This window comes from Cellulomonas sp. McL0617, assembly GCF_049994875.1.
Classification (GTDB): Bacteria; Actinomycetota; Actinomycetes; order Actinomycetales; family Cellulomonadaceae; genus Cellulomonas.
Genome location: NZ_CP188256.1, coordinates 3,051,817 through 3,077,601 on the forward strand (window position 1 = coordinate 3,051,817; position 25,785 = coordinate 3,077,601).

General features: G+C 73.0%; 23 protein-coding genes. 6 read left to right on the top strand and 17 right to left on the bottom strand.

Annotated features, from left to right (window positions below):
• Positions 1 to 28: 28 nt before the first annotated feature.
• The gene (locus ACPPVS_RS13705) at positions 29 to 259 is read left to right on the top strand and encodes a hypothetical protein (RefSeq protein ID WP_426592807.1); all 231 of its coding nucleotides are present in this window, start codon (positions 29 to 31) and stop codon (positions 257 to 259) included.
• On the opposite strand, the gene ACPPVS_RS13710 is transcribed toward ACPPVS_RS13705, so the two are convergent.
• The 9 genes from ACPPVS_RS13710 to ACPPVS_RS13750 form a co-directional block, all read right to left on the bottom strand.
• A complete protein-coding gene (locus ACPPVS_RS13710; RefSeq protein ID WP_426592808.1) occupies positions 256 to 615 on the bottom strand; it encodes an META domain-containing protein in 360 nt (119 codons plus the stop codon). The two genes, ACPPVS_RS13705 and ACPPVS_RS13710, sit on opposite strands and share 4 nt — an antisense overlap.
• A 53-nt stretch (positions 616 to 668) precedes the next feature.
• Complete coding sequence (gene hemQ, locus ACPPVS_RS13715; protein WP_426592809.1) at positions 669 to 1,370, bottom strand: hydrogen peroxide-dependent heme synthase; 702 nt, start codon at positions 1,368 to 1,370, stop codon at positions 669 to 671.
• A gap of 32 nt (positions 1,371 to 1,402) precedes the next feature.
• The gene (locus tag ACPPVS_RS13720; protein ID WP_426592810.1) at positions 1,403 to 2,548 is read right to left on the bottom strand and encodes a ferrochelatase; all 1,146 of its coding nucleotides are present in this window, start codon (positions 2,546 to 2,548) and stop codon (positions 1,403 to 1,405) included.
• Between the two features lie 85 nt (positions 2,549 to 2,633).
• Entirely contained in the window at positions 2,634 to 3,638 is a 1,005-nt protein-coding gene (locus ACPPVS_RS13725) for a carbohydrate ABC transporter permease (RefSeq protein ID WP_426592811.1), read from the bottom strand.
• Entirely contained in the window at positions 3,635 to 4,570 is a 936-nt protein-coding gene (locus ACPPVS_RS13730) for a carbohydrate ABC transporter permease (protein WP_426592812.1), read from the bottom strand. Before ACPPVS_RS13730 ends, ACPPVS_RS13725 begins: the two co-directional genes overlap by 4 nt.
• Positions 4,571 to 4,673: 103 nt before the next feature.
• A complete protein-coding gene (locus ACPPVS_RS13735) occupies positions 4,674 to 6,080 on the bottom strand; it encodes an ABC transporter substrate-binding protein (protein ID WP_426592813.1) in 1,407 nt (468 codons plus the stop codon).
• A gap of 94 nt (positions 6,081 to 6,174) precedes the next feature.
• Positions 6,175 to 7,848 (bottom strand): glycoside hydrolase family 13 protein, encoded by a 1,674-nt coding sequence (locus ACPPVS_RS13740; protein WP_426592814.1) that lies wholly within the window; start codon positions 7,846 to 7,848, stop codon positions 6,175 to 6,177.
• A 293-nt stretch (positions 7,849 to 8,141) separates the two neighbouring features.
• On the bottom strand, positions 8,142 to 9,167 hold the full coding sequence (locus tag ACPPVS_RS13745) for a LacI family DNA-binding transcriptional regulator (protein ID WP_426592815.1): 1,026 nt from the start codon (positions 9,165 to 9,167) through the stop codon (positions 8,142 to 8,144).
• A gap of 67 nt (positions 9,168 to 9,234) precedes the next feature.
• Complete coding sequence (locus ACPPVS_RS13750) at positions 9,235 to 9,741, bottom strand: MarR family winged helix-turn-helix transcriptional regulator (protein WP_426592816.1); 507 nt, start codon at positions 9,739 to 9,741, stop codon at positions 9,235 to 9,237.
• Between the two features lie 84 nt (positions 9,742 to 9,825).
• On the opposite strand from ACPPVS_RS13750, the gene ACPPVS_RS13755 reads away from it, so the two are divergent.
• The 3 genes from ACPPVS_RS13755 (at position 9,826) to ACPPVS_RS13765 (ending at position 13,410) form a co-directional block, all read left to right on the top strand.
• The gene (locus ACPPVS_RS13755; protein WP_426592817.1) at positions 9,826 to 10,413 is read left to right on the top strand and encodes an NYN domain-containing protein; all 588 of its coding nucleotides are present in this window, start codon (positions 9,826 to 9,828) and stop codon (positions 10,411 to 10,413) included.
• Positions 10,414 to 10,676: 263 nt separating this feature from the next.
• Positions 10,677 to 11,234, top strand: a complete 558-nt coding sequence (locus ACPPVS_RS13760) for a hypothetical protein (protein WP_426592818.1) — start codon at positions 10,677 to 10,679, stop codon at positions 11,232 to 11,234.
• A 1-nt stretch (position 11,235) separates the two neighbouring features.
• Entirely contained in the window at positions 11,236 to 13,410 is a 2,175-nt protein-coding gene (locus ACPPVS_RS13765; RefSeq protein ID WP_426592819.1) for a hypothetical protein, read from the top strand.
• A gap of 39 nt (positions 13,411 to 13,449) precedes the next feature.
• Here the strand turns inward: ACPPVS_RS13765 and ACPPVS_RS13770 are convergent, their stop codons facing one another.
• The 8 genes from ACPPVS_RS13770 to ACPPVS_RS13805 form a co-directional block, all read right to left on the bottom strand.
• Positions 13,450 to 14,184 carry a sirohydrochlorin chelatase gene (locus ACPPVS_RS13770; RefSeq protein ID WP_426592820.1) on the bottom strand — a complete coding sequence of 245 codons (735 nt, stop codon included), beginning with the start codon at positions 14,182 to 14,184 and terminating at the stop codon, positions 13,450 to 13,452.
• Entirely contained in the window at positions 14,181 to 15,299 is a 1,119-nt protein-coding gene (locus ACPPVS_RS13775) for a uroporphyrinogen-III synthase (RefSeq protein WP_426592821.1), read from the bottom strand. The genes ACPPVS_RS13770 and ACPPVS_RS13775 overlap by 4 nt, the downstream gene beginning before the upstream one ends.
• Positions 15,296 to 16,507, bottom strand: coding sequence for a uroporphyrinogen-III C-methyltransferase (gene cobA, locus ACPPVS_RS13780; RefSeq protein WP_426595985.1), 1,212 nt, complete (start codon positions 16,505 to 16,507; stop codon positions 15,296 to 15,298). Before cobA ends, ACPPVS_RS13775 begins: the two co-directional genes overlap by 4 nt.
• Before the next feature lie 5 nt (positions 16,508 to 16,512).
• Complete coding sequence (gene nirD / locus ACPPVS_RS13785) at positions 16,513 to 16,887, bottom strand: nitrite reductase small subunit NirD (RefSeq protein WP_426592822.1); 375 nt, start codon at positions 16,885 to 16,887, stop codon at positions 16,513 to 16,515.
• Positions 16,884 to 19,451: a nitrite reductase large subunit NirB gene (nirB, locus tag ACPPVS_RS13790; RefSeq protein ID WP_426592823.1), complete on the bottom strand. Its 2,568-nt coding sequence runs from the start codon at positions 19,449 to 19,451 to the stop codon at positions 16,884 to 16,886. Before nirB ends, nirD begins: the two co-directional genes overlap by 4 nt.
• Before the next feature lie 132 nt (positions 19,452 to 19,583).
• Positions 19,584 to 21,065 (bottom strand): FAD-dependent oxidoreductase, encoded by a 1,482-nt coding sequence (locus ACPPVS_RS13795; protein WP_426592824.1) that lies wholly within the window; start codon positions 21,063 to 21,065, stop codon positions 19,584 to 19,586.
• Positions 21,062 to 23,248: a molybdopterin oxidoreductase family protein gene (locus ACPPVS_RS13800; RefSeq protein ID WP_426592825.1), complete on the bottom strand. Its 2,187-nt coding sequence runs from the start codon at positions 23,246 to 23,248 to the stop codon at positions 21,062 to 21,064. The genes ACPPVS_RS13795 and ACPPVS_RS13800 overlap by 4 nt, the downstream gene beginning before the upstream one ends.
• On the bottom strand, positions 23,249 to 24,628 hold the full coding sequence (locus tag ACPPVS_RS13805) for an MFS transporter (RefSeq protein ID WP_426592826.1): 1,380 nt from the start codon (positions 24,626 to 24,628) through the stop codon (positions 23,249 to 23,251). It lies immediately after the preceding gene.
• Between the two features lie 138 nt (positions 24,629 to 24,766).
• Between ACPPVS_RS13805 and ACPPVS_RS13810 the strand changes: the two genes are divergently transcribed.
• Together ACPPVS_RS13810 and ACPPVS_RS13815 are read left to right on the top strand one after the other, a co-directional pair.
• Positions 24,767 to 25,306: a DUF1697 domain-containing protein gene (locus tag ACPPVS_RS13810; protein WP_426592827.1), complete on the top strand. Its 540-nt coding sequence runs from the start codon at positions 24,767 to 24,769 to the stop codon at positions 25,304 to 25,306.
• 9 nt (positions 25,307 to 25,315) lie between these two features.
• Positions 25,316 to 25,762 carry an HIT family protein gene (locus ACPPVS_RS13815; protein WP_426592828.1) on the top strand — a complete coding sequence of 149 codons (447 nt, stop codon included), beginning with the start codon at positions 25,316 to 25,318 and terminating at the stop codon, positions 25,760 to 25,762.
• The last annotated feature ends 23 nt before the right edge of the window (positions 25,763 to 25,785 follow it).

The window sequence follows — 25,785 nt, forward strand, 5'->3', positions numbered from 1 at the left end:
TGGCGCGCCCGTGCTCTAGCGTTCGGGGATGTCCGGACGCTGGGGTTGGCTCGGGGCGGCGGTCGTCGCCGGCCTCGTGATCGCGCTGCTGTTCGTCGTGCGTACCGGCAGCTGCGCTGCCGCTGCGGACGGTCCCGACCAGACGGCGACCTGCACGACGGAACCCATGCTCGGGAACGGGCCGACCTGGACGTTCGCGGTGCTCATCGGTCTGTTCGTCGGGTGGTGCCTCGTGCACCTCGTCGCGCCGCGGCGCTAGACGGGATCCCGGCCCATCGTCGCGTCGCGGACCAGGGTCGCCGCGCCGCCCGAGCCGTCCAGCTCGATGGTGTCGCCGTCGGGGGCGATGACCTCGACCGGGTCGGCGAGCAGGCGCAGGATCCGCTGCTCGCAGGTCGTCGCCTCGGGCGGGCCGGCCATCATCGTCGAGACCATCGGCCCGAAGACGAGGCGCCTACCGGCCAGCTCCCACGTGCCGCGCACGCGGTTGACCCCGGCGTCGCCGTACACCTGCCCGTCGCCGTCGAACGTCAGGAAGGGCGCCGAGCGCAGCCCCGCCGTGACGTCCGCACCCTGCACCGCCGTGAACCGCCATGTCCCCGCGAGCTCGACCATGACCCGATCATGGCACCGCCGCAGGGCGTGGGCGCCCCCGCGCGAGGACCGGCTCAGCCGCGCGGCTGCCGGTCCGCCCAGGCCTGGAGCGTGACACGCGGGCCCGTGTAGAACGGGACCTCCTCGCGCACGTGCCGGCGGGCGTCGGTGGCACGCAGGTCGCGCATGAGGTCGACGATCCGGTGCAGCTCCGGCGCCTCGAACGCGAGGATCCACTCGTAGTCGCCCAGCGCGAACGCGGACACGGTGTTGGCGCGGACGTCCGCGTAGCCGCGGGCGGCCTGGCCGTGCTCGACGAGCATGCGTCGCCGGTCGTCCTCGGGCAGCACGTACCAGTCGTAGGACCGCACGAACGGGTAGACGCACAGGTAGTCGCCGGCCGGCTCGCCCGCCAGGAACGCCGGGACGTGGGACCGGTTGAACTCGGCGGGGCGGTGCAGCCCGACCACGGACCACACGGGCAGCAGGTGGCGGCCGAGGTCGCTGGCCCGGAACCGCTGGTAGGCGCCCTGCACCTCCTCGACGGTCTCGGCGTGCCACCAGACCATGAGGTCGGCGTCGGCCCGCAGCCCGCCCACGTCGTACCAGCCGCGGATCACCAGGCCGTCGTCGGCCACCGCGCTCAGCGCGTCGTCGATGAGGTCGCCGCGGTCGCGGTCGCTCTGCGGCAGCACCTCCTCGAGCGCGAAGACGGTCCACATGGTGTAACGGACGGTCGCGTTGAGGGCTTCGGCATCAGCACTGTCGTGCGTCATCGCAGGATCTCCAGGTCGTCGAAGAAGGAGGGTCAGGACAGCGGATCGGTGGAGCAGGCTGCGGGGATGCCGCTCGGCCGGCCGGCGCGCATCAGGCAGCAGCCCGGGCGGCAGACGTCCCGGAACGTGGGAAGGGTGCCGACGGACACGGCGGGCGACGGTTCCAGGCCGGCATCGAGGGCACGGGCCGAGGCGGCACGCTCGACGACGAGGTCGACGAGCCCGCGTACGAACGGCTCGCGCGTCCCCACCGAGTCCGCACGGACCGCGGTCAGGCCGAGCGAGGCGGCGGTCGCGAGCGCCTCGGTGTCCAGGTCGAACGCGACCTCCATGTGGTCGGAGACGAACCCGACCGGCGACAGGACCACCGAGGTGACCCCGTCGGCGGCGAGCGCGGTGAGGTGGTCGTTCACGTCGGGCTCGAGCCACGGCTGGCTGGGCGGACCAGACCGCGAGCAGTAGGCCAGGTCCCAGGCGACCGGGTGCCCGAGGCGCTCCGAGGCACCCGCCGCGACGAGTGCCGCGACGTCGAGGTGCTGCGCGCTGTACGCCGCGCCCGAGACGGCGGAGGCCTCCTCCATGGTGTCCGGGATCGAGTGCGTGACGAACACCAGCCGCGCGTCGGACGGGACGCCTCCGTACGCCTCGACCACCGCGTCGATGTTCGCCTCGACGAAGCCCGGGTGGTTGAAGTACGAGTGGACCTTGTCGACGACGAGGGGGTGCTCACCGTCCGGGAGCCCGAGGTCGTCGGCCAGCATGTCCAGCGACGCCCAGAGGTCCTCGCGGTACTGCCGGCAGCCGGAGTAGGACGAGTACGCGCTGGTCACGATCGCGAGGAGGCGCCGCGCGCCGTCGGCGTGCGCGGCGGCGAGGGCGTCGCGGGTGTACGGCGTCCAGTTGCGGTTGCCCCACACGACCGGCAGGTCGAGACCACGGGCCGCGAGCTCGCCCTCCAGCGCCTTCTTGAGCGCGAGGTTCTGCCCGTTGATCGGGCTGGCCCCCCCGAAGTGGTGATAGTGCTCCGCGACGACCGCCAGGCGTTCGTCGGGGATGTTCTTGCCCGCCGTGACGTTGCGCAGGAACGGCAGGACGTCGTCCGGGCCGTCGGGGCCGCCGAACGAGAAGAGCAGGAGGGCGTCGTACGGGGAGGTGTCGGGAACCACGGGAGCGATCATCCCACCCGGGCACGGACGCGCCCGGCGGTCGGGGGACCACCGGGCGCGTGAGATTGTCGGGACGCGTTGTCAGAATCGCCGGGCGTCAGCCCTTGACCGCGCCACCGAGGCCGGCGCCGCGCAGGAACATGCGCTGGAAGATCAGGAACATCACGATCGGGATGACGGTCGCGATCGCGTAGGCCGCCATCAGGGTGCCCTTGTCGGTGGTGGCCTCGAGGGACGGCAGGCGCACCGAGAGCGGCTGCAGGTCGGGGTTGCGCAGCACCAGCAGCGGCCACAGGAAGTCCTTCCACGACGCGATGACCGCGAACACGGACACCACGCCGAGGATCGGCTTGCTCATGGGCAGCACGATCGACCAGAACAGCCGGAACGGGCCGGCGCCGTCCATCCGGGCGGCCTCGAACACCTCGCGCGGGAGGTTGTCGAAGAACCGGGCGACGAGCACGACGTTGAACGCGCTCGCGCCGGCAGGCAGCCAGACCGCCCAGTAGGAGTTGACCAGGGAGTGATCGATCAGCGGCGGGTGCAGGATGATCAGGTAGAGCGGCACCAGCAGCACGACGGCCGGCACGAACAGGGTGGCCAGCACGAGCGCCTGCGCATAGCGCGCCCACCGCGGCCGCAGCACCGACAGGACGAACCCGCCGGTGGTCGCGACGATCAGTTGCGAGGCCCACGACCCGATCGCCAGCACGACCGTGTTGACGAAGTACTTGCTGATGTCGATGCCGTACCAGGCGTCGTGCAGGTTGGACCACTTGACGCCGTTGGGGAAGAACGCGAGCGGCGAGCGCAGGATGTCGATCGTCGGGGTGACCGCGAACTTGGCCAGCAGCAGCAGCGGACCGACGCACACGACGACCAGGAGGATCAGCAGCACCACGTGGATGGCGTTCCACGTGCGCCGCACGCGCGGGCGACGCCAGTCGGCGACGGACAGCACGGTGCGGTCGACGTCCTCGCGGACGGCGTCCGTCCGCAGGACCTGCTCGGCGTCGGGGGCCAGCGCGCCGCCCTCGTCGAACGGCGTCTCGGACGCCTCGGGGAGCGGGACGTTGCCGGGGGTCGGCGTGGTGGTGGTCACGAGGTGCTCCAGCTACGGGTGATCCGGAAGTAGATGAGGGACATCACGGCCAGGAACACGGCGAGCATGAGGCTCAGCGCCGTGGCCATGCCGTAGTTCCCGCCGAGGCTGTTCTGGAACGCGTACCGGTACACCAGGAGCAGCACCGTCACGGTCGCGTTGGCCGGACCACCGCCCGTGAACAGGTAGGGCTCGAGGAACACCTGGGCGGTCCCGATGATCTGCAGGATGAGGGTGATGAGCAGGACGCCGCGCAGCTGCGGCATCGTGACGTGCCAGATCTTCCCCCAGATGGAGGCGCCGTCGACCTCGGCCGCGTCGTAGAGCTCGGTGGGCACGCTGGTCAGGGCGGCCAGGTAGATGATCACGGTGCCGCCGGCCGCGGCCCACGTGGCCTCGAGCACGAGCGAGGGCATGGCCGACGTCGCGCTCTGCAACCAGGGTTGGGGTGGTATCCCGACGTAGCCGATGATCGTGTTGAACACGCCCTCGGGCCGCGGGTCGTAGAAGAACTTCCACAGCAGCACCGCGACCACCGGCGGCACCACGACGGGCAGGTAGGCGAGGGCCGAGAAGAGGCCCTTCATGCGCCGGGCCTCGCTCATCAGCACGGCCGCGATCAGCGGGACCGGGTAGCCGAAGATGAGCGCCAGCAGCGCGAAGTAGGCGGTGTTGCGGACGGCGATGGGGAGCACCGGGTCGTCGAAGACCCGCTGGAAGTTCTGCAGGCCCACCCAGGAGGTGGTGATGAGGTTCGTCTTCTGGAAGCTCATCACGACGGCCTTGACGATCGGCGCCCAGGAGAAGACCCCGAAGATGATCAGCATCGGCAGGGCGAACAGGAGCGTGGTCAGCCCGCCGCCCTTGACCCAGGTGACCGGGGAGCGTCTCTGAGACCGTCGCTCTTCGACGACGGCGTCGGTGGTGGTCATCGGGTCCTTCTCTCGGTACGTGACGTTCGGTCGTTCGGCGGCCAGGCGGCGGTCTGACGGTGCCCGACCGGGGATGAACCCGGTCGGGCACCGTCGAGGTGGATCAGCCCGCCTGGTCGATCAGGGCCTGCGACTGCGTGTTGGCCGCAGCCAGCAGCTTGTCGATGTCGGAGTTCGGGTCCGTCATGACGGCCTGGACGATCGGGAAGAGCAGGCCGTAGGTCTCCTGGGTGGCACGCGCCGCCTCAGGGATGACGGGCTGCGTGAACATGACGTCCGTGTATCCCTTCATGTTGTCGAGCGGGACGTTGACGTAGTCCTTGATCCAGCCCAGCGAGGTCGTGTACTGCTCCTTGCTGAAGATCGGGAGCGTGGGGGTCCCGACGGCCTGCGGCGGGGACTGCTCCGCGAGGATCTTGGCGTCGGCCACGGCCTGGGTCTGGTCGACCAGCTTGGACAGGTACCAGAAGTCGATCCACTTGACCGCGGCGTCCTTCTCCGCGTCGGTCGCCTTCGGGTCGACGGCCGCGTACGTGCCGCCGCCGAGCGTGCCCGAGCTCTTGTCGGACGTGGTGGGCAGCGCCGTCAGCCCGTAGTCCAGGCTGTCCTTGGTGACGCCGTTGTTCTGCACCAGGGCGGTGTAGATGTCGGAGCCGGACGTGTACATGGCGAACTGGCCGGCGGCGAAGTCGCCGTTGATGTCGCCCCAGCCGAGCTGGGTGTTGTCGAACAGCGAGCCGTCCTTCTTGAGGTCAGCCAGGAACTCGAGCGACTGCTTGACCGCCGGGTCCGTGAGCGTGGCCGTGTACTTGCCGTCCTTCAGCGTCTGGGTGCGGCCGCCGCGGGAGTAGGCCGCAGCGGTGAGCTGCCAGCCGCCCGCGTTGTCCAGCGCCATCATGGCGTAACCGGGCGTGCCGGTCTTGTCGTGGATGGTCTTGGCGTCGGCGCGGATCTCGTCCCACGTCGTCGGCGGCTTGTTCGGGTCCAGACCGGCGTCCGTGAAGAGCTTCCGGTTGTAGTGCAGGGCCACGGCGTAGATCGACTTGGCCGGCACTGCGTAGACCTTGCCGTCGTCGCTCAGGCCGGCCGCCAGGACCTCCTTGTTGAAGTCGTTCGCGTACGAGAGCTGCTTGACCTGGGAGTCGATGTCGGCCAGCTGGCCGTTCTGGATCAGGGTCTTCGTGTCCGTGGCCGGGACCTCGAACACCGTCGGCAGCGTGCCACCGGCGAGGTCGGCCGCGAAGGTCGACGCGAGCCAGTTGTACTCCTGCGTCTTGATCGTGATGTTCGGGTACTTGGCCTCGAACTGCGTGACGCGCTCGTTCAGTGCGTCGACGGCCGTCTGCTCGGCGCCCGGCTGGAGCCCGGCGACCGTGATGGTCACCTTGGCGTCGCCGGACGCGGATGCGGACGAGTCGCCGCTGGAGTTGTCGTTCGAGCTGCACGCGGCCAGCAGGCCGAGGGACAGCGCACCGGCCATGGCGAGCGCGGTGGTGCGTGAGGACCTCATCGTCACTCCTTCGGGAGATAGTCCGAACCTGGCGGGGTGCCGGGTCGGGGTCGTACGTGCGTTCCGTCGGTCTGGTTCGTGCGGGGGCGGGTGTTCAGGGTCGTGCTGTTCGCAACCACGCGGCGGTGTCGCGCGGGAGCAGCCCTGCTTCGAGCGGCGCGCTCGTGAGCAGGATGTCGGTGTGGGCGGGCAGAGGTGCGGGCGCATCGCCCAGGTTGACGACGCACACGAGATCGCCGCGGGCGAAGGCGAGCACGTCGTCGGTGGTGTCGAGCTGGTCGAGCCAGCTCAACGGGCCGTCGCCCAGGGTGGGCTCGGAGCGACGCAGCGCGAGCACGTCGCGGTACAGGTGGAGCGTCGACGCGTGGTCCGACTCCTGTCCCTCGACGGTGAGCGCGCTCCAGCCGGCGGGCTGCGGAAGCCAAGGCTTCGCGGTCGCGCCGGCAGGACTGAACCCGAACGGGGCGGACGTCCCGGACCAGGGCAGCGGCACGCGGCAGCCGTCCCGGCCGGGGTCGACGCCCTCGGATCGGAAGTGCATGGGGTCCTGCAGCAGCTCCAGCGGCAGGTCCTCCACCTCGGGCAGACCCAGCTCGTCGCCCTGGTAGATGTACAGGGAGCCGGGCAGCGCCGCGGTGAGCATCGCGGCGGCCCGGGCGCGGCGCAGGCCGACCGTGAGGTCCGTCGTCGTGCCGAACCGCTTGGCGGTGAACGCGAACGAGCTGTCCTCGCGGCCGTACCGGGTGACCGGCCGCGTGACGTCGTGGTTGGACAGGACCCACGTGGCCGGCGCACCGACCGGGCCGTGCGCGGCCAGGGTCAGCTCGATCGACTCGCGCAGCTCCTTGGCGTCCCACGGACGGGCCATGAAGTCGAAGTTGAAGGCCGTGTGCATCTCGTCGGGGCGCAGGTACAGCGCGAACCGGTCGGTGTCGCGGAGCCAGACCTCGCCGACGAGGACGCGCGTGCCCGCGTAGGAGTCGGCGACGGCGCGCCAGCTGCGGTAGACGTCGTGCAGCTCGTCGCGGTCCACGTGCGGGTGCTCGCCGGGACCGGGGTGCTCGGGCACCTCGGGCAGTTCCGGGTCCTTGATGAGCAGGGCGGCCGAGTCGATCCGGATGCCGGCCACGCCGCGGTCGAACCAGAAGCGCAGGACGTCCTCGAACTCCGCGACGACCTCCGGGTGGCTCCAGTTGACGTCCGGTTGGGCCGGCGCGAACAGGTGCAGGTACCACTCGCCGGGGGTGCCGTCGGGGTTCGTCGTGCGCGTCCAGGTGCTGCCCTGGAAGTCGGAGACCCAGTGGGTGGGGATCTCGTCGCCGTTCTCACCCTTGCCCGGGTGGAACCAGAACCGGGCACGCTCCGGCGAGCCGGGACCCGCGGCGAGGGCCGCCTGGAACCACGCGTGCTGGTCGGAGACGTGGTTGGGGACGACGTCGATGATCGTGCGGATCCCCAGCGTGAGGGCCTCGTCGATCAGCCGCTCGGCCTGTGCGATCGTGCCGAACGCGGGGTCGATGGCCCGGTAGTCGGCCACGTCGTAGCCGCCGTCGGCCAGCGGGGAGACATACCAGGGGGTGACCCAGATCGCGTCCACGCCGAGGTCCCGCAGGTACGGCAGGCGCTGACGCAGGCCCTCCAGGTCGCCGGTGCCGTCACCGTTCCCGTCCGCGAAGCTGCGCGGGTAGACCTGGTAGATCACCGCACCGCGCCACCACTGGGGGTCGGTCTCGGGTTGAGGCTGCGTCACTGCGGTCTCGTCTCTCATGTGCCATCGCCAACGTCATCGTCGCGAGATGGACACTAAAGGACTCGACTGAAAGTACGCAAGAACCTGACAGTCTAGTTATCGAAGTGTGACCAAACGGAGGCCGTAACTCGATGAGTTCGCGCCAGCCAGCGGCAGGTCGAGACCCGGGCCCCGCCGCCGGACGGCGTCGAGGGGTTCGGGCGCGTCGGCAGCCGGGTCCGCGACGGGCGCGCCGGGGCTGCCACGATCTCGTGGAGCGCCCCACGGCCTGCCTCGCACCGCGAGGTGACGATCGCGGGACGACCGTGCGCCTACACCGCCGCGACGTGCCGCACGCGCGCCGGACCGGTCGAGCCGCGCACCACGAGCTCCGGCTCGAACAGGAGCTCGTCGTGCGGGACCGCGGCGCCGTGGATCTGGCTGACCAGCAGGTCGATCGCGGCCCGGCCCATCGGCTCGATCGGCTGGCGCACCGTGGTGAGCGGTGGCTCGGTGCAGCTCATGAAGGCGGAGTCGTCGTACCCGACCACTGAGACGTCGTCCGGGACGTTCAGACCCGCGCGGCGCGCGGCCCGGATCACGCCGAGCGCCAACGGGTCGCTCGCGCACACGATCCCGGTGACGCCCTCGCGGAGCAGCCGGTTGCCCGCGGCCTGCCCGCTCTCGAGCGAGTAGGCGCTGCGGACCACGTGCGACTCGTTGAGCTCCAGGCCCAGCCGCCGCATGATCACCTGCGCCGCGCGCAGCTTTCGCTCCGAGGGGACGTGGTCGATCGGCCCTAGGACCAGGCCGATCGTCGCGTGCCCGAGCGACGCCAGGTGCCCGATCGCCTGCTCGATCGCCACCTCGTCGTCGCACGACACGCGCGGGAACGGCAGCTCTTCGATGGACGCGTTGATGAGCACGACGGGCAGGTTCCGACCCGTCAGACGCTCGTAGTGCTCGTGCGTGGCGTCGCGCTGGGCGTAGTGGCCGCCCGCGAACACGATGCCCGAGACCTGCTGCCCCAGGAGCAGCTCGACGTAGTCGGCCTCGGACACGCCGCCGGCCGTCTGCGTGCACAGCACGGGCGTGAACCCCTGCTGCGCGAGCGCTCCGCCGACCACCTCGGCGAACGCGGGGAAGATCGGGTTCTGCAGCTCGGGCAGGACGAGCCCGACCAGTCGGGCCCGCTCGCCGCGCAGCTTGGTGGGCCGTTCGTAGCCGAGGACGTCGAGCGCGGTCAGGACCGCCTCGCGGGTGGACTCGGACACTCCGGGCTTGCCGTTGAGCACTCTGCTCACGGTTGCCTCGGAGACACCAACCTTGCGCGCTACCTCTGCGAGTCGCCGTGACATGTGCGTCATCGTACGCGCCGTGACGCAAACCGCTTGCAGGGAGTTGCAAGTGCAGCACAGCAGCGTGTCACGGGGTCCCGGGCGTCGGATCGGGGATGTCGGCCTGCGCCGACCGGAGCTTGTCGGTGAGCGCGCGCAGGGTGGCCAGCTCCTCGGAGTCCAGGGCCCCGCCGACGAGGTGCCGGATGCTGCGCACGTGTCGTCGGCCGATCTCGCGCTGCATCCGCCCACCCTCGGGCGTCAGGGTGACCAGCACGCCCCGGGCATCGCCCTCGACCGGCCCGCGCGTGACCAGCCCGTCGTGCTCCAGCCGCTCGACCATCCGGGACAGGCTCGGCTGGGTGAGGAGGCTGCCCTCGCCCAGCTCCCGCAGCCGCGCCGCGCCGCCCGGGCAGCCCGAGAGCGTGAACAGCACGTCGTACTCGCGGATCGTCAGGGGTCCCCACACGTCGTCGCGCTGGAAGCGGCGCATCAACGCCACCTGGGCGCGGAACAGCGACTCCCACGCCTGCGCCGCCTCGCGCGTCCCCGGGAGGTCCGTGCTCTCGCTCACCGCGCTCCCCTTCGTGTCCATGCGTACGTATGCATCCTCAACAGGTCGCGGGCCGACCCTGTTCCGGACCGCACCCCGCGATCCACCTGCCGATACGCTCGGGCGATGAGCACCGAGGCCGCCCCGCGCACGAGTGGTGGAACGACGTACCTGCTGGTCGACGGCGAGAACATCGACGCCACCCTCGGCTCGTCGATCCTCGGCGGCAGGCCGACCCCGGAGCAGCGGCCGCGCTGGGAGCGCGTGCTCACCTTCGCGCAGCAGACGTGGGACCAGCCGGTCAAGGCCCTCTTCTTCCTCAACGCGTCGAGCGGCTCGCTCCCGATGTCGTTCGTCCAGGCGCTCCTGGCCATCGGCTTCCAACCGATCCCGCTGTCGGGCGAGTCGTGGGAGAAGGTCGTCGACATCGGCATCAAGCGGACGCTCGAGGCCATCGCGACCCGCACCGGCGACGTGCTCCTGGCCAGCCACGACGGCGACTTCGCGCCCGAGCTCGAGGTCCTGGTGGACGACGAGCAGCGTCGGGTGGGCCTCCTCGCGTTCCGGGAGTTCACCAGCACCCAGCTGGCCGCCCTCACCGCGAAGGGGCTCTCGACCTTCGACCTCGAGGGCGACGTCGCGGCGTTCAACGTCCAGCTGCCGCGCCTGCGGATCATCCCGCTCGAGGAGTTCGACCCGCTGCGTTACCTCTGACGGGTGACCGGAGGCCCACAGCGGGGTCTCAGGTTACGGACCGGTAACAATGTATGTAGTACCGGCCACCAGTTACCTAGTACCGCATGGCTCAGGTGTCGCGCCGGGTGCTAGACAGTGCCCGGGTTCCGCCCGAGGGTCCGGTTCGCAACGCGCTCAACGGCGATCGCGAGCGCGGACCGCTCCTTCCGGCGGACCCATTCCCAGCACCTGGTCGAGCGGGGCACGCCCCGGCTCGCCGGCACAACCACGACGGGGTGGTCATGAAGCGGTACATCCTGGCGGGGCTCGTCCTCGCCCTCGTCACGACGGCGGTCGTCCTGTTCGCCTCCCCCGAGCTGCAAGGCGTCGCGCTGCTCGGTGCGGCGCTCGGCGGCACCCTCGGACTCGTCCCGGACCGGTCCCCGGCCCACCGCGTCGGCGGGTTCGCCGTCGGGTTCGTCGCCGCCTGGCTCGGGTACGCGCTGCGCGCCGCTGTGCTGCCGGACGCCACGTCGGGTCGCGCCGTGGCGGTCCTGCTCGTCCTGCTCGCCTGCCTCGCGGTCGCCGCCGGGACCCGCGGTCGCCTGCCCCTGTGGTCCACCCTGCTCGGTGCCGCCGCGCTGACCGGCGCGTACGAGGCGACCTACTCGGCCGACCCGACGGCCTTCGTCGGTTCGTCGGCGACGACGGCGACGTCGATCCTGCTCGCGGCCGGCGCCGGCTTCCTGGCGACCGCGCTGCTGGGACCGCAGATCGTCCAGGAGCGCGAGCGCGAGCGGGCCGACGACGCCCGCGAGCTCGTCTCCGCCCTCCCCTTCGACAACCAGCCGGAGGCCTGACGTGCGCCGCTCCCTGGCCACCGCCGGCGTCGCCGCGGTCCTGCTCCCCCTGACCCTGGGCGCCGCGAGCGCCCCCGCCGCCGCGGCCGACTCCGGCGACGTCGCCGTCACCAACACCGAGACCGTCCAGGCCAAGCTCGACGCGACAGGCACGCTCGTCGAGGCGCGCGTGTACGACCAGCTCGCCCTCTCCGGCCACGGCACCGCCACCATCCGGAACCCGGTCTCGACGAAGGGGCTGCGCAACCTCGACGGGTTCACCGGCTTCCAGGTGGTCGACGGTTCCCTGGTCAGCCACGTCACCGTCGACGGCGAGCGGCGGCAGCGCTCCGTCAGCGACTACGACAAGGACCTGCCGCTCACGGTCAAGGTCAGCTACACCCTGGACGGCAAGCCGGTCGATCCGGGCAACGTCGTGGGCCGTACCGGCACGCTCGGCGTGCACTACGTGGTCACCAACACCACCCGACGCACCCAGGACGTGACCTACGACGACGGCACCGGCACGCGCACGACCGCGTCCGCCCAGACGGTCGTCCCGATGATCGGCCAGCTGGTCACCACCCTGCCCGCGAGCTTCACGGACGTGTCGTCCGACGAGGCCGGAGCGGCCGGCGACGGCCACGGCGGGACGCGCCTGACGTTCCAGATGACCTTGTTCCCGCCCATCGGCTCGGACACCGCCGAGTTCGGCTACACCGCGCACGTCGCGCACGGCCTGGTGCCCCCCGCCAACCTCACGTCGATGGCGGTCTCGCCGCTCGACTACCCGTCGTTCAAGGACGGGTCGGCCAGCTACCAGGCCGGTGCACAGAAGGGCGTCGACCTGACCGCGGGCGCCCTGCAGATCGACGCCAGCGTGCTGAAGCTGCACGACGGCTCCGCCCAGCTGCTGGCCGGCCTGCTGCAGCTGCACGACGGCGCCACCCAGCTGTCGAGCGGGCTCAACGACGACGCCGCACCCGGGGCCGCCGCGCTCGCCGTCGGCGCCCGCACGCTCGACGCCGGCCTCAGCGAGGCACGCTCGAAGGCACCCCAGCTCATCGCCGGCCTCGGCCAGGTCGACCACGGCCTCGCCCAGGTCGACGCCGGACTGACCAAGATGTACGGCGACGTCGGCACGCTGCCCGCCCAGGCGAAGCCCCTGCACGACGGGATCGCCCGTGTGCGCGGTGCGATCGGGTCGACGACCACCGCCGGCACGCTGCTGTTCGGGGTCGACCAGGCGCGCCAGGGTGCCGCCCATGCGTCCGCGGTGAACGCGCAGATGGCCGACGGCGCCAAGGCGCTGAGCACCCAGCTGGCCGGGGCACTGACCACGCTCGGCGGTTACGCGGCCTCGATGCCGAACGTCGCCGACCAGCAGGCCTACCTCGACTCGCTGTCCGGCCTCGGCGCCACCGCCGGGACTGCGCTCGCCACGCTGGCGGGCACGGCGACCGCCGTCTCGACGGGGCTGGGCAGCGGACCGACCGGGCTGACCGCCGGGCTCGGTGCGGTCGAGTGCGGACTCAGCCGCGCCTCGCTCGGCGGCTGCCCGCAGGACGGGCTGCTCGAAGGTGTCGCCCAGGTCGACGCCGGGGTCACCACGCTGGTCGCGGGCGTCGTGTCCGCGGTGCAGAAGGGCGTCGGCGACGGCGACGACACCCGGGCGGACGGCACGCTGCGCGGCGGGGTGCACTCGCTGCAGGCCGGCACCGACCAGCTCAGCGACGGCGGCGACGCGCTCGCCGACGGGCTCGGCCGCCTCGGCACCGGTGCGCACCAGCTCAGCGCGGGTGCGGGCCAGCTGTCCGACGGCCTGCGCGACGCCGCCGCGGGGTCGACCCAGCTGGCCGACGGGCTCGGCGACGCAGCGGCGGGTGCCCCCGCGCTGGTCGACGGGACGCAGCAGCTCTCGGACGAGGGGACGTCGCAGGTCGTCGCGAACGGCGAGCAGACCGCCGCGGACTTCGGCGTGAAGTACGCGGTGCTCGCGGCAGGTGCGCAGCGCGCCGCGGACGAGTCGATGGCCTACGGGGCGCCGGCGGGTGCGACGGGGGCCACGGCGTACTCGATCGACATCGCGGGCGCCGACGGGTCGGGCGTCCACGCGCTCGCCCGGCTCGTGGTCGCGATCGTGCTGTTCGCGGCGGGGATCGGCGTCGCTAGCCTGGTCCGGCGACGCATCGGCTGACCCTCGGGGCGGGCCGGGGACACGGGCGTCCCCGGTCCGTCACGTCGCTGCGTCGTACCGGTCCAGGACGATCTCGACCAGCCGGTCGTCGGGTGCGAGCGGCTCGGTGACCACGTCGGCCCCCGCCTCCAGCACGCGGTCGTGGAAGTACCCCGGCGCCAGCAGGTACGACGCCACGACGACGCGACCGCCCGGAGGCAGGTCCGCCCGGGCGGCGGCGACGGCAGCCGGCACGCGCGGTTCGGCGCCGGCGCCGTAGCCGATGGTCACGGGCTGCGGGATCCGGTCGGCGAGTCCCGCCGCGACCTGCTCCACGGCCAGCGCGGCGGCCGGGTCGGTCGAGCCGGCGGCGGCGAGCACGACGAGGTCCCCGGGGGCGAGCTCGACGGCCCGGAGGCGGTCGACCAGGATGTCCACCAGGCGAGGATCCGGACCCAGCGGCGACGCTGCGGTCGCGCCCGGTTGGTCGACGGCGGCGGCGATGTCCACCTTCACGTGGAAGCCGCCCGACAGCAGCAGCGGCACGACGACCGCACCCGCGGCGTCCCCGTCGAGGGCGTCCGCGACGACGTTGGCCACCTCCGGCTGCTGCACGTCGACGAAGGCCTCACGCACGTCCAGCTCGGGGCGCGCCGCGGCGGCGCCCGTGAGGATCGACCGCACGGCGGCACGACCGACGACGTCGTCGGTCCCGTGCGAGCAGCCGACGAGCACAGGGTGGGCCTGCGACGGGTGGTCGGGCACAGGTCCGCGGGCGTGCAGTGCGTTGGTCATCGAACCTCCTCCAGCTGGAGACGGTAACCCCTCTTGACGACGGTCTTGATGAGCGCCCGGCTGCCGGTCGCGTCACGCAGGCGAGCGATGGCGACCTCGGCGGCGTGGGGATCGGTGGACTCACCGGGCAGGACGGCCAGCACGTGCTCGCGCGGCACCACCGACCCGCCGGCCTTGACCAGCAGGCGCAGCACCTCGAGACCCGTCGGCGTCAGGGCGAGCACCCGACCGTCGAGCACCGCCGCGCCGCGGTGCACCTGCAGCGGTCCGGCGACCGTCTGCAGCGCCGCCAGGCCGCCGTAGTGGCCGACCACCGCGCGGACGAGCGAACCGAGCCGGCCGCGTTCGGGCACCAGCGGCTCGATCCCGCGCTCCTGCAGCGGCCGGGCCGTGATCGGGCCCACGGCCGCCATCACGACGCTCCCCCGCCTGCTGAGCCGCACGACCTGGTCGGCGACCCCTGCGTCGTCGGCGGCCGCGAGCCAGGCGGCGGCCCCGGGAGCAGACGTGAACACGACCGCGTCGACCTCGCCGGCCGCGACCGACCGGACGGAGGCCTCGACCACCGCCGAGTCCGGGGGCGGCCCCCAGCGGTACACCACGAGGCTGCGGACGCGGGCACCGGCGGCGGCGAACGCGTCGTCGAGCCCGTCGGCGCCGGCTCCGTGGTGCTGCACCGCGATGTCCCGGCCCGCCACCCCCTCGTCCAGGAGCACCTCCGCGATCTCGGCGCTCGTCTCGGACTCGGCCACCCAGTCGGCGGTCAGCCCGGCGGCCTGGATCGCCCCGCGCGCCTTGGGTCCGCGGGCGACGATCCGGGTGCCGCGCAGCATGTCGACCAGCGGCTCGGCCAGACCGTACGCGTCGGCGGCCTCGATCCAGCCGCGAAAACCGATGCCCGTGGTGACCACGACGGTGTCCGGAGGGTCGGCCAGCAGGGACCGGGTGCCCTCGAGCAGGGCAGCGTCGTCGGTGTGCGGCACCATGCTCAGCGCCGGCGCGTGCCGGATGGCGGCACCCCGTCGACCGAGCGCAGCGGCCAGCTCCGCCGACCGCCGGTCGGCGGTGACCAGCACGACGCACCCGGCGAGCGTCTGGTCGATGGGTTCGGTCACGACGCCATTGTGACGGCTGGATGTTTCGTCAGGAGGTCGTCGGCCGCGACCGCACCGAGCACGATGACCGCCGGTGCCCGGACGCCGGCGGACACGGCGGCGTCGACGACGTCGACCAGCGCCGCCCGCGTGACGCGCTGACCGGGCAGGGTGCCGTCCTCGACCAGCGCGACGGGCGTCCGAGGGTCGACGCGCGCGTCCAGCGCCGCCGCGACCAGCGACGGGAGCGCGCCGACGCCCATGAGCACCACCACGGTGCAGGACCCCTCGCGCAGCCCGAGCAGTGCGGCCGAGGACCAGCCGTCGTGCCCGTTCATCACGTGCACCGCGCCGACCGTGCCGCGGTGGGTGAGCGGGATGCCGGCGGCCGCGGGCGCGCCGAACGCGCTGCTCACGCCTGGGATCACCTCGACCGCCACGCCCGCCTCCCGGCACGCGAGCACCTCCTCGCCGCCGCGGCCGTACACGAACGGGTCGCCGCCCTTGAGCCGCACGACGGTGCGACCGCGTTGCGCCTGCTCGACCAGGATCCGGCCGATCTCGTGCTGCGGGACGGGGTGGTGGCCAGGCGTCTTGCCCACGTCGATGATCTCGACGTCGACGGGCAGCTCGTCGAGCACGTCCACGGGTCCGAGCCGGTCGGTGACCACGACGTCCGCCTCCGCGAGCGCTCGCCGTCCCGCGAGGGTCAGCAGCCCGACGTCGCCCGGTCCGCCGCCGACGAGGACGACGCGGCCGCCGCACGTGCGCCGCCTCCGGAGGTCCACGCGGCCCTCGCGCAGATGGGTGGCGATCGCATCGCGGACCACCTGGCTGCGGCCCGGGTCCGGCGGGCCCGTGCTCACCACCCCGACGAGCACGTCGCCCTGCTGCGTCGTCGCCGGCGTCCGAGCGGTGCCCCGGGAGGCGCCGGCGTCGACGCAGAACGTCTGCCGCTGCTGCGCCCAGCCGACCACCGCGGCATCGGTGCCGCGGTCGCCGGTGGCCGTGTGCACGAGCCAGGCGCCGTCGAGATCCCCCTCGACGACCTCGCGTGCGCGCCACTCCAGCAGTCCCCACGTGTGCAGGTCGCGCAGCGCCTCGCACAGCTGCGGCGCGACGACGACGACGGTCGCCGCGTCGGCGAGCAGCGCCTGGACCCGCCGAGCTGCCACCGGCCCACCGCCGACCACGAGCACCCGTCGGCCGGTGAGCTCGAGCGCGAGCATCGTCGTCACGACGCGACCTCGACGAACCCGTCCCGGACCCGGACGGGCCAGGTGCGCAGGTCGGGTGGCAGGTCGCGCGCCGGAACCTTTCCCGCGACGTCCAGGCACGACCCGCTCTCGAGGGCGAAGACCTGCTTGTACATCGGCGACGCCACGGTCGGTACGTCGACGCCGTCGACGCGTCGCGACCCCACGATCCCGCGGGAGATCACGTACGCGTCGCTGAACGGGTCGTGCTGCTGGACGGCGTACACGCGGTCGTCGAGGAGCCGGAACAGGGCGACCTGCTCGTCGTCGGCGAGCAGTGCCGCGGCCCCCCGCTCGGGGGCGAGGTCGGACAGGAGGCACACCGTGGTCCACGTGCCCAGCAGCGCGGTCATGAGCGGACCTCCAAGGTGGTGCCGGCGACCAGGACGGGGTCGCCCCGCAGGGCGGCGGCACGCTCGACCGCGGTCGCCGGACGGGACTGGCCGCGCTCCGGGACGTACGCGAGCGACGGGTCGGGGGTCTGCGGGGCGTTGACGAACGACGCGAACCGGCGCAGCTTCTCGGGATCCTCGAGGGTCGCGCGCCACTCGTCCTCGTACTCGTCGACGTGGCGCGCCATCTGCGCGTCGAGGTCGGCGCAGATCCCGAGCGCGTCGTCCATCACCACGGCCCGCACCCCGGCGAGACCGCCGTCGACGTCGTCGATCCAGGGCGCCGTGCGCTGCAGCCGGTCGGCCGTGCGCACGTAGTACAGGAGGAACCGGTCGATCGTCCGCACCAGCGCTTCGGTGGACAGGTCCTCCGCGAGGAGCTGCGCGTGCCGCGGCGTGAACCCTCCGTTGCCGCCGACGTAGACGTTCCAGCCCTTGTCGGTCGCGATGACCCCGACGTCCTTGCCGCGGGCCTCCGCGCACTCGCGCGCGCAGCCCGAGACCCCGAGCTTGATCTTGTGCGGCGAGCGCAGGCCGCGGTAGCGCAGCTCGAGCATGACCGCGAGCGCCACGGAGTCCTGTACGCCGAACCGGCACCAGGTGGACCCGACGCACGACTTCACCGTCCGCAGCGACTTGCCGTACGCGTGCCCGGACTCGAAGCCAGCGTCGACCAGCCGCTGCCAGATGACGGGGAGCTGGTCGATGCGCGCCCCGAACAGGTCGATGCGCTGTCCGCCGGTGATCTTGGTGTACAGCCCGAACTCCTGCGCCACCGACCCGATCGCCATGAGCCCCTCGGGCGTCACCTCCCCGCCCGGGATGCGCGGCACCACCGAGTAGGAGCCGTCCTTCTGCAGGTTGGCCATCACGTGGTCGTTGGTGTCCTGCAGCGCCGCCCGCTCACCCTCGAGCACGTGCGCCGGGGCGGTCGTCGACAAGATCGACGCCACCGTCGGCCGGCAGATGTCGCAGCCCCGGCCCGTGCCGAACCTCTCGATGACCTGGGTGAACGACGAGACGCCCGAGACCCGGACGGCGTCGTAGAGCTGCGCGCGGGACAGGGCGAAGTGCTCGCACAGGGACGAGCTGACCGTGATCCCCTGCTTGGTCAGCTCGGTGGTCATCAGCTTCTTCACCAGCGGGAGGCAGGAGCCGCAGCTCGTGCCGGCGCGGGTGCACGCCTTGACGGCGCCGAGGTCGGTGCACGCGTGCTCGGTGACCGCCCCGCGGACCGTCCCCGCGGAGACGTTGTTGCACGAGCAGACGCCCGCGTCGTCGGGGAGGTCCAGCTCGGGCGCGCCTCCACCACCCTCGGGCAGCAGGAAGGCGGCCGGGTCGCCGGGCAGCTCGCGGCCCAGCATCGGGCGCAGCCCGGCGTAGGCGGAGGCGTCGCCGACAAGGACGCCGCCCAGGAGGGTGCGCGCGTCGTCGGACATGACGAGCTTCTTGTAGACACCGCCCACCGGGTCCGCCCAGACGATCTCCAGCGCACCGGGCGTCGTGGCGAACGCGTCACCGAACGACGCGACGTCGACGCCCGCGAGCTTGAGCTTGGTGGCCGTGTCCGCGCCCGGGAAGGCCGAGACCCCGCCGAGCAGCCGGTCGGCCGTGATCTCGGCCATCGCGTACCCGGGCGCGACGAGCCCGATGCAGGCGCCCTGGATGCAGGCCACCTCGCCGATCGCGGAGATCGACGGGTCGCTGGTCAGGCAGGTGTCGTCGACGACGACCCCGCCGCGCGCCCCGATGGCCAGGTCGGCCGCACGCCCGAGCTCGTCGCGCGGCCGCACGCCCGCGGCGATCACGACGACGTCCGCGTCGAGGCGGCCGCCGTCGGCCAGGTCGAGCCGACCGACACCACCGCGGCGGTGCGGGCGGATGCGGGTGGTCGTCGCGTTGAGCCGGACGCCCACACCGAGCTGGTTGATGAGCCGGCGCAGCGCCTCGCCACCCCCGAGGTCGACCTGCGCGGACATGAGGTGCGTGCCCACCTGCAGCACGGTCGTCGTCGCGCCGAGCGCCTGCAGGGCGCCCGCCGCCTCGAGCCCGAGCAGGCCGCCGCCCAGGACGGCTCCCCGGACCGGGCGGTCGATCCGTTCGACGTAGCCGCGCAGCGCCGCCACGTCGTCGACCGTGCGGTAGACGAAGACCCCGGGCAGGTCGGCGCCCTCGATCGGCGGCACCCAGGCCGCCGAGCCCGTGGCCAGGACGAGGTGGTCGTAGTGCTCGGTGCGGCCTCGGGCCGTGGTGACGGTGCTCGCCGCGCGGTCGACGGCGACCACGGCGTCGTCGCGGACCAGCGTGACCAGGGGGTCGTCCCACAGCGCCGGGTCGCCGAGGGCGAGATCGTCGGCGTCGCGGCCCGAGAAGTAGCTGGTCAGCGCGACCCGGTCGTAGGGGCGGCGCGGCTCCTCGGCCAGCACGGTGATGCGCCAGGTCCCGGCGGCGTCCCGGTCGCGCAGCGCCTCGACCAGGCGTTGGGCGACCATTCCGCCGCCGACGACGACGAGGTGCTGGGTCATGGGACGCTCCGTCGGTCGGGGGGCTGGGGCATCTCCAACGCTAGGGAGCCGGTGTTGCGCCGTGGGTGCGGCGCCGTTACCCCGGCGGAACCTTTCCCGCACACCGCGCGGGCGCCCGGTGTGAGGTGGCGGCTACGGCGTCGACACCCGCTCGCGCACCGGCGCCGGCTGGTCGGGGTCGGTCTGCTGGAGCCAGTCGACGATGCCGCAGACGGCGTCCTTGCAGCCGCCGCACCCGGTCGTCGCGCGGGTCGCGGCGGCGACCTCCTCGACCGACCGCGAACCGTGCCGCCAGCAGCCCACGATGTCGCCCTTGGTGACGCCGTTGCAGCGGCACACCACCGCACGGTCGGGCATCTTGACCGGTGTGGCCGCGGGTGCGGCGGAGCCCGCGACGGGCCGCAGGAGCAGCTGGGCGGGGTCGAGCGGCGCGGGCGTGCCCCGCGTGTAGGCGGCGACCAGGTCGGCCGCGACCGGTCCGGCTCCGACGCACGTGGCACCGACCACGCGGCCGTCGCGGACGACGACCTCGACGTGCCGACCCCCGTCCGGGTCGCTCAGGCTGACCCGCCGGCCGGGCGCAGCCTCCCCCCGCGGCCTCCCGCAGACGCCCATCGTCACGACGTCGAGCCCGGCACCCTTGACCTTGATCACGTCGGTCCCGATCGTCGGCAGCGACTCGTGCTGCCCCGAGTCCGTGAGCCTGGTCGCCAGGCGGCGGGCCTGGTCCCAGCCCTGCGCGATGAGGCCGGTGCCACCCTCGGGCGGCTGGGCGCAGTCGCCGATGGCGCACACGCGCGGGTCCGCGAGCGTGGCCAGGTCGTCGCCGACGACGATCCCCCGGGCCACGTCCAGACCCGCCCGCTGCGCCAGGTCGACCTCCGCGACCGTCCCGGCGGTGAGCACCAGCAGGTCGGCGGGCAGGGTCTCCCCCGCCTCGAGCCGGACCCCGGTGACCCGGCCGCCGCGCACGATGGCCTCCTCGGTGCGCGCCGACACGCGTACCGAGACGCCGAGACCGGTGAGCCGCCCGGTGACGACGGCCGCGGCGGTCGCGTCGAGCTGGCGGTCCATCAGGTGCGGACCACCGTGCACGACCGTCACGTGCACGCCGCGGCCGGCGAGCCCGCAGGCGACCTCCAGGCCGAGCACACCCCCGCCGACCACCACCGCGCGCCGCGCGTTGACCGTGGCCGCGACGATCTCGCGGGCGTCGTCCAGGGTCCGCAGGGCGTGCGCGCCGGCGGGCAGGTCGTCCGCACCGCGGCGCCCGAACAGGTCCGGCACTCGGGCGCGCGCGCCCGTGGCCAGCACGAGCAGGTCGTACGGGTGCTGCTCACCGGCCTGGTCGGTGACCGTCCGCGCCGTCCGGTCGATGCACACCGCGACCGTGCCCAGCAGGACCTCGGCCTTGTGCTGGGCGCGCGGCAGGGTGATCGCCGCGACCTCGAGCTTCCCGGCGACGACCTCGGACAGCAGGACCCGGTTGTACGGCTCGTACTCCTCGGCGCCGAGGACCACGGTCGAGAACGCCTTGCGGGCGTCGCGTGCGTGCAGGTCGTCGACGAAGCGCGCGCCCACCATCCCGTGCCCGACGACCACCACGCGCGTCATGACGAGCCCAGCAGGTTCTGGTCCAGCAGCACGTCGGGCGAGCCGGCCCAGCGGCTGACCGCCACGGCGCAGACCTTGAACTCGGGCATCCCGGAGATGGGATCGACCGCGTCCGTGGTGAGGCGGTTGGCGCTGCTGGTGCCGCTCCAGTGGAACGGCAGGAACACGGTGTCGGTGCGGATCGACTCGGTGAGCCGCGCGCGGACCACCCCGCGGCCGCGCCCCGTCTCCAGCTGCACGAGGTCGTCGTCGGCGATCCCGTACCGCTCGGCCAGGAGCGGGTGGATCTCGACGTACGGGCTCGGGGCGGTCCGGACGAGCTCGGGCACCCGTCGCGTCTGCGCTCCGGACTGGTAGTGCGCGAGCAGCCGGCCGGTGATCAGGAACACCGGGGCGTCGGCACGCAGGTCGTCGCTCGGGCCGCGGTGGTCGACGGGGATCAGCCGCGCGCGCCCCTGCGGCATCGGGAAGCGGTCCAGGAACATCCGCGGCGTGCCGGGGTGGTCCGCCGACGGCACCGGCCAGAAGAGCGGCTCCTCCGTGTCGAGGCGCGCGTGCGAGAGCCCTGCGTAGTCCGCACGGCCGCCCGCCGACGCCCGCGCGAGCTCGTCGAACACCAGGGCAGGATCGGTGTCGAAGTGCACCGGCGAGCCCAGCCGCTGCGCGAGGTCCGCGAGGATGTCGAGCTCGCTGCGCACGCCGGGCGGCGGGTGCACCACCCGGCGCCGGCGGATCACCCGACCCTCCAACGAGGTCATCGTGCCCTCCTCCTCGGCCCACTGCGTGACCGGGAGGACGACGTCCGCGGCCAGGGCTGTCTCCGAGGGCAGGAAGTCGCAGACGACGAGCAGCTCCAGGTCCCGCAGCCGTCGCCGCACCGAGTCGGCGTCCGGCGCACTGACCAGCACGTTCGACCCGTGCACGAGCAGTGCGCGGGGTCCGTCCGGGGTGCCCAGCGACTGCAGGAGCCGGATCGCGGGCATCCCGGTGCGCGGCAGGTCCGCGGGATCGACGCCCCACACGCCCGCGACGTGGGCGCGGGCCGCGTCGTCCTCGATCGAGCGGTAGCCCGGCAGCTGGTCGGCCTTCTGCCCGTGCTCGCGACCGCCCTGCCCGTTCCCCTGCCCGGTGATCGCGCCGTACCCGGAGCCGACGCGCCCCGGGAGCCCGAGCAGCAGCGCGAGGGTGATCGCGGCGGTGACGGTATCGGTGCCCTGGGTGCTCTGCTCCACCCCGCGCCCGGTCAGGATGTAGGCGCCGGTCCCACCGCGCGACGGCGAGGCGCCGGCGAGCAGGAAGGCGACGCGGCGCAGGGTGGCGACGGGCACCCCGGTCACCTGTTCGGTCCGCTCGGGCCACCAGAGGGCCAGCGACCGACGCATGTCGTCGAGACCGCTGGTCCGCGACTCGAGGTAGTCCGTGTCGGCCAGGTCCTCCGCCAGGACGATGTGCGCGACGCCCAGCAGGAACGCGAGGTCGGTCCCGGGCACGGGCTGCACGTGCACGCCCTGCCCGTCGGCGGCGAGCTCGGCGGTGGCCGAGCGTCGGGGGTCGACGACGATCACGCCGCCCGCCGCCCGCGTGCGTGCGAGGTGCTGCACCGACGGCGGCATGGTCTCGGCGAGGTTGGACCCCAGCAGCATGATGGCCTGGGCGCCACCGAGGTCCTCGAGGGGGAACGGCAGCCCCCGGTCCAGACCCAGGGTCCGGTTGGCCCCCGCGGCCGCCGAGGCCATGCAGAACCGGCCGTTGTAGTCGATGTTCGGCGTGGCCAGCACGGTCCGGGCGAACTTGCCCAGCGCGTAGGCCTTCTCGTTGGTCAGGCCGCCACCGCCGAACACGGCGACCGACTGCGGGCCGTGCTCGTGCCGCAGCCGCGCGAGGGTCGTCGCGACGAGCTCCAGGGCCTCGCCCCAGGACGCGGGCTGCAGCCCCCCGGCGGCGTCGCGGACGAGGGGCGTGGTCAGCCGCTCCGTCGAGCGCAGCAGGGTCGGGCTGGTCCAGCCCTTCTGGCACATGCCGCCCTTGTTGGTCGGGAACTGCCGTGCCGTGGCGGTCACCGTCCCGTCGTCGCCGGTGCTCAGGGTCTGGGCGCACTGCAGCGCGCAGTAGGGACAGTGCGTGCGGGCACCGGCCGCGGGAGCCCCCGCGGCCGGTGCCGGCAGCTGATCGACGACGGACACTCAGATGACCGTCGTGCCGTACCGGCCGGCGCGGCGCTGGTAGACGGCCCAGGTGGTCAGGCCCATGACCAGGTAGAACCCGACGACGGCCCAGAGCGCCGCCTGGATGTTGCCGGTCAGCGCGGTCGAGACCGCGAAGCCGCGCGGCACCAGGAACCCGCCGAAGGCTCCGATCGCCCCGGCGATGCCGAGGCACCCGGCGGCCGCCTTGACGCGGCGGGCGCGGTCCTCGTCGTCGGTCGCGCCGAACCGGAACACGGCGGGGATCATCCGGTAGACCGAGCCGTTGCCGGCGCCGGTCGCGGTGAAGAGCACGAGGAACGAGGCGAGGAACGCGCCGAACGAGTGGGCCCGCAGCGAGAAGATCGCGCAGACCACGCCGATCCCCATGATCGCGAACGCCGCGATGGTCACCCGAGCGCCGCCGAGCCGGTCGGCCAGGATGCCGCCGAGCGGACGGGCCAGCGAGCCGACGAGCGCCCCGGCGAACGCGATGGAGATGGTCACGTCGGGGAACTGCCCCTTGAGCAGCGTCGGGAAGGCGCCGGAGAACCCGATGAACGAGCCGAACGTGCCGATGTAGAGGAACGCGATGATCCAGGTGTTCCGCGACCGGGCCGCGACGCCGTACGAGCGCGGGTCCGACCGGGCGTTCGACAGGTTGTCCATGCGGCGCCAGGCCAGGACCGCGGCCACCAGGACCAGCGGCACGAACATGAACCCGGCGCGCTGCAGCTGCATCCCCGCGGTGCCCACGATCACCAGCGGCACGGCGAACTGCACCGCTGCGGTGCCGAGGTTGCCGCCCGCGGCGTTCAGGCCGAGAGCGCGGCCCTTCTCCGCCTCCGGGTAGAAGAACGAGATGTTGGCCATCGACGACGCGAAGTTGCCACCACCGACGCCGGCCAGAGCGGCGACCGCGAGCAACGCCCCGAAGCCCCAGGACGGGTGCTGCACGACGATGCCGAGCCCGATCGTCGGGATCAGGAGGAGGAGGGCCGAGACGATCGTCCAGTTGCGTCCTCCGAACAGGGGCACCGCGAACGTGTACGGGATCCGCAGTGTGGCACCGACGAGGCTCGGCACGGCGATCAGCCAGAAGGTCTGGTCGACGCTCAGCACGAACCCGGCGCCGGCCAGCTGCGGCACGACGATGCTCCAGAGGGCCCAGACGGCGAACCCGAGGAACTCCGCGACGATCGACAGGCTCAGGTTCCGTCGGGCGACGGTCTTGCCGACGGACGCCCACTGGGCGGCGTCCTGCGGGTTCCAGCCGTCGATCCAGCGGCCGGGTCGGACGGTGAGCGGTGCCGCGATAGCGGACGGGACGGACGCCGTACTCGTGTCGACGGCGTCGGCGGTCGCGAGCGTTGTCGCCATGAGGACCTCCGGGAGTGGGTGGCGGGTACGGCCCCGACGCTAGGGAGGCCGTGTTTCCGTCGACCTGTGCCCCCGGTTGCGCGTGCGGAACCTTTCACGCACTGGTTGCCGAGGGCGGCTGTGAGGTTTGCTGTGGCCATGAGCCCGGTGATCGCGCTGCTGCGCGCCGTGAACGTCGGCGGACGCACGGTCACGTCCGCCCAGCTGAAGGACGTGGCGTCGTCGCTCGGGCACACCGCCGTGGCCACCTACGCGAACAGCGGGAACCTGGTGCTCGTGCCCGCCGCCGGCGTCTCGGACGTGGCGGCCGAGCTGTCCGCGGCGCTCGCCGACCGGCTCGGCTTCGACGTCCCGGTGATCGCACGCTCGCTCGAGGACTGGTCCGCGGTCGTCTCCGGCTTGCCGTTCACGAAGCAGGCGGCCGACGACCCCGCCCACCTCGTGGCCGTCTTCTGGGACGGACCCGTGACCGCGGCCGCCCACGACTTCGACCCCACGCGGTACGGCCGGGAGACCGTGGCCTGGGCCGCACGCGAGACCTACGCCTACTACCCGGACGGCCAGGGCCGCTCCAAGCTAACCATCGACGTGCTGTCGCGGGCCGCCGGCCGGGTGGGCACCGCCCGCAACTGGAACACCGTGCTGGCGCTGGGCAGGCTCGCCGACGAACGCGTCTAGCGTGGCCCCATGGCCACCCTGTTCACCAAGATCATCGACGGCGACATCCCTGGTCGGTTCGTGTGGGCCGACGAGGTCGTCGTCGCGTTCGGCACCATCGCGCCCATCACCGACGGGCATGTGCTCGTGGTCCCGCGCGCCGAGATCCTGCAGCTCACCGAGGCCCCCGACGACGTGCTGGCCCACCTGGTGCTCGTCGCGCGGACGATCGGGCGGGCCCAGCAGCGCGCCTGGGACGCACCTCGTGCCGCCCTGCTCGTCGCCGGGTTCGAGGTACCGCACCTGCACGTGCACGTGCTGCCCGCCTGGGACGAGGCGAGCCTGACGTTCCGCAACGCCCGCCCGGACCTGCCGGCCGCCGCCTTGGACGAGGCCGCCGAGCGCGTCCGCTCGGCCCTCGTCAAGCTCGGCCACGGCGCCCACGTACCCGCCGCGCTCGGCTCGCCCGCCCTCTGACATGGCACAGATGCCAAGGCACG